Annotated in this window: 6 protein-coding genes; all 6 read right to left on the minus strand. The window is 49.6% G+C overall.

From position 1 onward, the window contains the following. Positions 1–8: 8 nt before the first annotated feature. Entirely contained in the window at positions 9–1,355 is a 1,347-nt protein-coding gene (locus BUA78_RS14595; protein ID WP_072915792.1) for a peptidoglycan DD-metalloendopeptidase family protein, read from the minus strand. Between the two features lie 84 nt (positions 1,356–1,439). Then, positions 1,440–1,637 carry a hypothetical protein gene (locus tag BUA78_RS14600; protein ID WP_072915789.1) on the minus strand — a complete coding sequence of 66 codons (198 nt, stop codon included), beginning with the start codon at positions 1,635–1,637 and terminating at the stop codon, positions 1,440–1,442. A gap of 202 nt (positions 1,638–1,839) precedes the next feature. Continuing rightward, entirely contained in the window at positions 1,840–2,976 is a 1,137-nt protein-coding gene (locus tag BUA78_RS14605) for a murein hydrolase activator EnvC family protein (protein ID WP_072915787.1), read from the minus strand. Positions 2,977–3,287: 311 nt separating this feature from the next. Then, positions 3,288–5,663, minus strand: coding sequence for a heavy metal translocating P-type ATPase (locus BUA78_RS14610; protein ID WP_072915784.1), 2,376 nt, complete (start codon positions 5,661–5,663; stop codon positions 3,288–3,290). A gap of 145 nt (positions 5,664–5,808) precedes the next feature. Then, positions 5,809–6,171, minus strand: coding sequence for an ArsR/SmtB family transcription factor (locus BUA78_RS14615; RefSeq protein ID WP_072915782.1), 363 nt, complete (start codon positions 6,169–6,171; stop codon positions 5,809–5,811). 334 nt (positions 6,172–6,505) lie between these two features. Then, a partial coding sequence (locus tag BUA78_RS14620) for a heavy metal translocating P-type ATPase (protein ID WP_072915780.1) occupies positions 6,506–8,148 on the minus strand: 1,643 nt, incomplete at its 5' end.

Raw genomic sequence — 8,148 nt, forward strand, 5'->3', positions numbered from 1 at the left:
CAAAGCCCTTAGGCAGTTGGATTTTTAGGCACACCGTTGACCAATTTTTCAAAGTGTAGATGAGGTCCGGTGGATCTGCCGGTGGAGCCAACCTTTCCGATAAACTGTCCCCTTTGCACCGTCTGGCCTACCTTTACCCCAACACTTGACATATGGGCATAACGGGTTACCACCCCATTGCCGTGGTTAATTTCCACACATAAACCATAGCCTCCAAACCATCCAGCCCGAATCACCTTTCCTGCACCGGCTGCTTCTATGGCTGTACCGTAGGAGCGAGCAATGTCAATCCCCTGGTGTTGGCGTCCCCAGCGGGAGCCATAGGCGGAAGAAATGGCACCGGCGGGCCGGGAAATGCCCCGGGAAGCCACCATTACCTGGGAGCTTCTTTCAATGATTTGGGGTTTGGCTTCTTTCAGAATCTTTTTTTGTAACACTTTACGCTCATTTTCCAAGCCATTAACTGCGACAATCTGATAGGTAACTTCCTTGCGTCCCTGCTCACCCGCTTGGATAACCCGACTGGTCCCGTAGGGTAGGTTGGGATTTTTCTTGACCTGTTGAGGTGCCTCATAATCCTCTGTTACGGTTTTCTCAGTGGTGGCAACCACACTGATCATGGGCTCCAGTGCCCCTAGCACCTTGATTTTTTGTCCAATTTGCATGGTCTCCGGGGTGAAGCCTGGGTTGGCCTTTTCCACCTCTTCTGGGCTTACATCAAAGGCAATGGCAATGTCCCAAAGGGTATCCCCTTCTTTGACGGTATAAAGCCGGGGGCCTTCACCCTGACCTAGCAGCTTTTTCAATGCTGCATCGCCTGTCAGTACCTTATCTGACAGCACAGGCAAATCTACCAGAGCGACGTTCTCTTGGAAGGACACCCGATAATCCGGGTCGACCTGGTAGGTCTGCTTGAGTTTATCCAATACTTGTGTGGCGGTCTGCTTATCAGCCACCACGACCTTCACCTCTCCAGCCACCTGGATACCTACCGCTGTGGTTTCAAAGGTAAGTTTTTCAGCCAAGATCTGGCGCAGTTTGGCCTCCGGCAATACTTGGACTGGTCTATCGGTGGTTCTCTCAAAGCTGACCTTTTGTACTAGCGTTACCTGATTTAGCTGCTGACGTTGCTGCTCTGTTAACTGGTTAACGACTACTTCTGCCATTCGCTTGTTGGCAGCCACCGCCACCACCTGTCCATCTACCTTAATCTCACAGGGGGTATTGGCCAGCACACCTGAAACCACTCCTAATAGAAGCGTCATACTCAAAAGGCCCGCCAACCCCCACTTTACAGGCTTTGTCTGTTGACTAAGCCAGGTGGATATTTTCATTGTCCACTTTGTTTGCCCCATTGTTCAGCTCCTTTCAATTAACTGGTAAAAAACACAGGTATCATTATAGCTGGAAATAGGTTGTTATGTAAAGTTTACAACCCCTTACTCCTCCCCAGGCCAAGCACAGACGGCATTGGACAACTCCAGGGAACGAAAAATCCACCAACCGGCATAATGAAGCCCCAGCGGTTGGTCTGGTTCCGCCAGGCGTATTTGTGGATCGATATAAACGGTGATACCCTGGACTTCCTGGGACTGAAAGTGGGTTTTCTGCTGAGCAGAAGGTGCTCCCCCACGCACGGTGGGAGTGTGGCTATTGATAGCCCCTCCGTGGGTACTGCAGCGTCAGCCCCCCTCCACCATACATTGAAGGGTAACCTTACCGCCAGCTTTTTCCAAAATATACTGACGAGCCTCCGGTGTGATCTTTATATTCAAGGGCAATACCTCCTAGTTTCGTGAATAGAAAATACAGTATGACCAACAGCTGAAGGCCAATGGACTACAGATACCCCGCCGGGTTCTGGGGGACACCATTCTTTAATACCTCAAAGTGCAAGTGTGGGCCGGTGGATAAACCGGTAGTGCCAATCTTAGCGATTACTTGACCCCGTTTCACCACTTGTCCCTCACTAACTAACTGTGCAGATAAATGGGGGTACATGGTGCTTAAGCCACCACCGTGATCCACCATCACCACCTTGCCATAACCGGACATGGTGGTTACGGATATAACCCTTCCATCCTCGGCAGCCACCACGTTGACCCCAGTTGGAGCGGGAATGTCCAGCCCGTTATGCAGACGATTCTTCTTTAAAATGGGGTGAAAGCGCATGCCATAGGGCGAGGATGTCTGGTTATAGCCAGGTACCGGCCAGAGCAGTCTGCCCCCTTTATATTGAGTGGTGGTACCGCTGCTCTTTTGCAAGGCGATTTGTCGTAAAATTTCTTGTTCCTGGCTTTCCCAGCGATCCAAGTCACGCTCATACTGGTCTAAGTCCTGCCGAGCTTCCTTTAATAAGCCCGCTTGCTCACTCTGACGGGCAGCCAACTCCTGGCGGCTCCTCTCCTGCTCTTGCCGCAGTGCCACTAAATTTTGCTGTCGCTTGTTAAGCTGGTCTTTGGCCACTTCAATATCCTTCTTTTCCTTCGCTACCCGATCGATAATCTCCTTATCTTGCTCCATAATCATTTTCATCAATTCCACTCGATTGATGAAATCTGAAAAATTACGGGCCTCCAGCAACACCTCCAGATAAGCCACCTGACCGTTTTCGTAATAGAACCTTACCCGCTGGTTTAAGGTTTCATTACTCTTTTCCAGTTTCTCTGCGGCCTGCTCCAGTAATGCTTCGGTTTCTGCTAACTGCTTTTTGTTGGCGGCGATACGTCCATTCAAATCGGCAATTTCATTGCGTTTGTCATTGATGGTGGCATTTAATGCGGATATCTTTTGGGTAATATCCCTTACTTCACCCTTTTGTTCGGTAATTCTTTGCTGGGTTTGGCTTTGCTTTTGCCTTACCTGTTTGAGCTTATCATCAAGCCCTGTGGACTCCGCCACCGAGGATAAAGTAAAAACCGAAAGGCTGATGAGTAGTCCATAGGTGATCCATCTTTTAGTCGGTCGGAAGGTCAATTTAATCCCCCTAATAGTTGTCTATATTGCAAATTTCTACAATAAATATTTAATTTCCTGCGAAACCATAGCCATTTTGGAAGGTGGTCCTAAGAACTAGATTGGAACGAAATAAGACATACTTCTCCATTTTTAGTATTTATAATGATAATAAACTTCGAATATCACAGGAATGTTACAACTTTTTAACATTTTTGTAACAATCCAAATGGCACAGAGGAAGAATCCGGTTTACACGACATACAGCGCCGATGAAAAAAAGGATGACAACTAAAATAAGCTCCCGCTGGGGAGCTTATGCTATAGTCTATTTATCTAGCAACCAAAGGTTCTGCGGGGTTAAACCGCATCACCCGCATAGCATTGAGAATGGCAATTAAGGCTACACCCACATCTGCAAAGACCGCCTCCCACATGGTGGCCACACCAAAGGCACCCAGCACTAAGAAGATGCCCTTCACCAGCATGGCCATGATGATGTTCTGCCAGACAATACCCCGGGTGCGACGTGCGATTTTGATGGCCGTAGCCAACTTGGAGGGTTCGTCTGTCATCAGCACCACATCCGCCGCCTCGATGGCGGCGTCTGAACCCAGGCCCCCCATCGCCACACCGATGTCCGCCCGGGCTAAAACCGGTGCATCGTTAATACCATCCCCCACAAACATTAGTCTTTCTTTTGGTCCCTTTTCCCGGTTGAGCTTTTCAACCTGCTCTACCTTATGATCTGGCAAGAGTTCCGCCCGCACTTCATCCAAGCCGAGGGATTTACCAACGGCTTGGCCCACGGCCTGGTTATCGCCGGTGAGCATCACCAGTTTTCTTACACCCAGTTCTTTTAGCTGCTGCATAGCCCTGGGGGAATCCTCTTTGATTTCATCGGAAATGACGATGTAGCCGGCATATTTCTTATTCACAGCCAGATGCACAACGGTTCCCACAATTTGCTCCTGGGAATATTCAACGCCTTCCTTTTTCATCAATTTGATATTGCCCGCCAGGATTTCCTCCCCGCCCACTTTTACCTTAATGCCGTGGCCGCTGATTTCTTCATAGGTCTCTATTTTTTCCGTGGCTACCTTTTGCCCATAGGCCTCTATGATCGATTTAGCAATGGGGTGGTTGGAATGAACTTCTGCAAAGGAGGCGTATTCCAATAACTTGTCTTTACTAAAATCTCCAGCCGGGACAAGGGAGGTAACTTTAAACACGCCTTTGGTCAGAGTGCCAGTCTTGTCGAACACGGCAATCTTAACATTGTTCAAGGCCTCCAGGTAATTGCCACCCTTTACCAGCACCCCGTTGCGGGAGGCTCCGCCGATGCCACCGAAAAAGCCCAGAGGAATGGAGATCACCAGTGCACAGGGGCAAGATATTACCAGCACCACTAAAGCACGGTATATCCACTGGCTAAAGGTGGCCCCGGGAATAAAAAGCGGCGGTAAAAGGGCAATCCCCAGGGCTCCAAAGACCACCACCGGCGTGTAATAGCGGGCAAACTTGGTGATAAAATTCTCTGTGGGTGCCTTTTTGCCCGCTGCATTTTCCACCAGATCCAGTATTTTAGAAACGGTGGATTCTGCAAATTTCTTAGTCACTTCAATGGATAACACACCGCTCTTATTGATGAAACCAGCCAATACATCTCCCCCTGGCACGGCCTCCCTGGGCACTGATTCCCCTGTCATGGCGGAGGTATCCACCATCGAAGTGCCCTCCACCACTTTACCGTCTAAGGGTACCTTTTCTCCCGGCTTCACCACAATGATATCTCCGATATTGACACTTTCCGGGCTGACCTGCTTGGTCTCGTTACCCACTTTCAGGTTAGCAAAGTCAGGCCGGATATCCATCAGAGATGCAATGGATTTACGGGAGCGATTCACCGCATAGTCCTGAAACAATTCCCCCACCTGGTAAAAAAGCATCACCGCCACCGCCTCGGGGAACTGCCGAATGGCGAAGGCCCCCAGGGTGGCGATACTCATTAAAAAATTCTCGTCAAAGACTTGCCCCCGGGAAATATTTCGCACACTTTTGAGCAGTACCTCGCCACCCACCAATAGATAGCTGATCCCATAGAGTACAGCCTCTGTGGTAAATGAGAATGTAAAGACAATGGCTACGGCAAAAAGGAGCGCTCCCACAGCCAGACGGATGGTTTCCATTTTTTCTCCGTGTTTTTCTTCTTCCCTGGCTAGAACCTTCTTCTCTTCGCCCGCTGGCCGAACCTCAACATCAGGCTCAATTCGCTTAATTCTTTCCTGAATGTGACTAAGAATATCGGCATTGTTACTGCCAGAAGACACTTCCACCAGGAGCTTCTTAGCCGGGAAGTTTACCATTGCACTTTTAACCCCCGAAATGTTCTGTACCTGGCTCTCGATTTTGGCAGCACAATTGGCACAATCGAGCCCCATTAATAAAAAAGCTTTCTTCTGCGTAAAATCAACCTTTTTCTCAGAGACCGTCACATCAGGCTCTAACTTCCTGATGATGTTCCTCACTTCCTGGATGACCTGCTCCAGCTCCTCTACCCGCTCCGTTTCCAGAGACAGCTTTTTAGTGGCAAAGTTCACAGAAACCTCTGTCACCCCGGCCAGAGCTTTAATCTGCTCCTCTATCTTACTGGCACAACTGGCACAATTAAGCCCTTCTAAAAGGAGTTCCTTTCTACCCGTCACCATCCTACAACCACCCCATATATTTGGTATTTGCTTTATTATGGCACTTTATTCTAAAGACAATCCCAGAAATAGCAACCGAGAAGCCTCCCAAAAAGAAAAGACGGAGAAAATCTCCGCCTTTAAGATCTAACTAAAAACCTTTATTCTACTTATCATCATGCTGATAATGTGCTAGGGCTGTTTCGATAATGATTTTTACACAGTGATCATGAATGGAGTAAAAGACCATCTTCCCTTGCTTGCGTTGCTTGGCTAACCCCACATTCTTCAAATACCGTAAATGATGAGAGGCCGCCGCCACCGTTGAACCGATAATGGATGCCACATCACAAACACAAAGCTCGTCACGGGATAGGGCATAGATAATCTTCATTCTGGTGTCATCGGCCAATGCCTTGAAAATTTCCGCCAATCCCTCGGTGGCTTTGACTTCTGTTTTTAATCGTTCGACCTTCTCTTCATTAAAGCAAAAAGTTTCACAGGTATCCGCCTGCTTTTCTTGAGCCACAGGATCACCTCCGGGTAGATAACCGACCTTCGATTATAGAAACGTTCACTTTATCATTATAATATTCCCATTGTTCCCTGGACAAGAATTTATTATCTCCTGGTACCCCTCTAAAAATCGGAGCGAACCTACGAATAGCTTGCTAAGACCGAAGGAGTGAGCCAATGGAGGAAGAAGATTTAAGGGTAGCGATCCTCATAACTGCAATCTTTGCATTTGTTATGGGCTTACAAATCGTGAGAATTTTTTTCACGAGTTAAGAAAACCGGTAGTGCCTCCCATTGAAAAGTCCGCATTCCTTTCACAGAATGCGGACTTTTTTATCTGCTGGCAGCTATACACTGACACTGGCCAGGTTGGATTGGTTGGGCTTAACCTTTGTCTCTGTGTAGGGGTCAGCCACCTTCATTAACCGCATACCGTTAGCAATGACAAGTAACGCTGCCCCGGTATCCGCAAAGACCGCCATCCATAGGTTGGCCATGCCCAGGAAAGTTGCTACTAGGAAGACCCCCTTTACCACCAGGGAGAAGCCGATATTCTGCTTAATCACCCCCAGTGCCTTACGGCTTAGGTGCATGGCATAGGGTAGCTTGGTCAGATCGTCTGCCATCAGGGCAATGTCTGCGGTTTCCAGGGCGGTGTCTGTACCGGCACCACCCATCGCAATCCCCACGGTGGCGGCGGCCAGGGCCGGGGCATCGTTTACACCATCGCCCACCATTGCTGCCTTGCCATATTGATGTTGTAACTGCTGAATGGCGTAAAGTTTACTTTCCGGCAGCAGTTCTGCCCGGTAATCATCAATGCCTAATTCTTCGGCAATGACTTTGGCTGTGCCGGCGTTATCCCCGGTTAGCATCACCAGCTTGGTAATACCTGCCCGGTGCAATGCTGCCACCGCAGCCCGACTGCTTTCTCTGATTTTATCCGCCACCGCAATGAGACCCAGAACCTCCTTACTGCTACTCACAAGCATCACCGTCTGGCCACGATCCTGCAAAGCGGTGAGTTCTTCCTGCAGATGCCCCAGGGGGATATTTAACTCTGCCAACAAGCGTCTGTTGCCGATGTAGTATGGTTCACCATTTATTTGTAACCCAGCCCCTTTGCCGGTAAAGGATTGAAAATCGGTGCCCTCTGGGATCTGAATATTCCGTTCCCTGGCATATTTGAGAATCGCCTCTGCCAGGGGGTGCTGGGAACGGGTTTCAATGGTAGCCGCAATCTCCAGCACCTGTTCTAAGGGAACATCCGCAGTAGGAATGACCGAGTTTACTTCCGGCTTACCTGCGGTCAGGGTACCGGTCTTGTCAAAGGCAATCACTTTAAGGGCACCTGCTTCTTCCAGATAAGCGCCGCCTTTAATCAATACCCCTCTCTTAGCGGCACTGCCAATGGCAGCCACGATGGACACTGGGGTAGAAATCACCAGGGCACAGGGGCAGGAAACAACTAAGAGGATCAAGGCTCGCTCAAACCAGGGCTGAAAGGGCTGCCCAAAGAACAGCCAGGGAAGCACCGCAACCAGTACAGCGGCTATGATTACCGCCGGTGTGTAGTATTTGGCAAAGACATCCACAAACTGCTGGGACGGTGCCTTCTGGGCCTGGGCCTCTTCCACCAGTTGAATGATTTTGGCCAGGGTGGTGTCTTCCACCAACTTGGTAACTTTCATTTCAATGGCCCCTTGACCATTGATGGTCCCGGCGTATACCTCCTGACCAACGGTTTTCTCCACCGGCATGGACTCACCAGTAATGGGGGCCTGGTTCACATCGGTCCGCCCCACCACCACTTCACCGTCCATTGGGATACGTTCACCGGGCTTGACGATGATAAGATCACCCACCACCAGTTCCTCCACCGGCAGGCGTAGCTCTTGGCCAGCACGCCGTACCAGGGCCTCTTTGGGCGAGAGATCCATCAGGGCTCGAATGGAGTTACGGGTTTTATCCATTGTATAGGCTTGCAGGG

Origin of the sequence: Desulforamulus aeronauticus DSM 10349, assembly GCF_900142375.1 — a bacterium.
GTDB lineage: Bacteria > Bacillota > Desulfotomaculia > Desulfotomaculales > Desulfotomaculaceae > Desulfotomaculum > Desulfotomaculum aeronauticum.

Bases quoted from the DNA above. Each gene is read 5' to 3' on its own strand.
- BUA78_RS14595 (WP_072915792.1), bottom strand. From the start codon at position 1,355: ATGGGGCAAACAAAGTGGACAATGAAAATATCCACCTGGCTTAGTCAA.
- BUA78_RS14610 (WP_072915784.1), bottom strand. From the start codon at position 5,663: ATGGTGACGGGTAGAAAGGAACTCCTTTTAGAAGGGCTTAATTGTGCC.